Origin of the sequence: Gemmiger formicilis, assembly GCF_016901605.1 — a bacterium.
In the GTDB taxonomy this organism is placed as follows: domain Bacteria; phylum Bacillota; class Clostridia; order Oscillospirales; family Ruminococcaceae; genus Gemmiger; species Gemmiger formicilis_B.
Genome location: NZ_JACJKP010000947.1, coordinates 1 through 218 on the forward strand (window position 1 = coordinate 1; position 218 = coordinate 218).

1 protein-coding gene is annotated in these 218 nt (G+C 66.1%); it reads right to left on the reverse strand.

The window, feature by feature from the left end; all coding sequences use genetic code 11:
* Positions 1-30: 30 nt before the first annotated feature.
* Positions 31-218 (reverse strand): hypothetical protein (locus H6B10_RS17360; protein WP_204652553.1); only part of this gene is annotated, 188 nt, incomplete at its 5' end.

The window sequence follows — 218 nt, forward strand, 5'->3', positions numbered from 1 at the left end:
GCGGCAACATTGTAAAGAATGTAAAAGGCGTCACCGTCCCCAACTCCGGCGGGCGCCGCGGTATTGAAATTGCCGCCCTGCTGGGGGTGTGCGGCGGCGATGCCCACCGCCGTCCCGCAGCAGGTCCTCACCGTTGTGTTCCATCCGGGTCACGTTGGTGTGGGTGCCCCGGATCTCCACAAAGGCCTCGTCCACACCGGCCCGGGCGGTCACCTGGA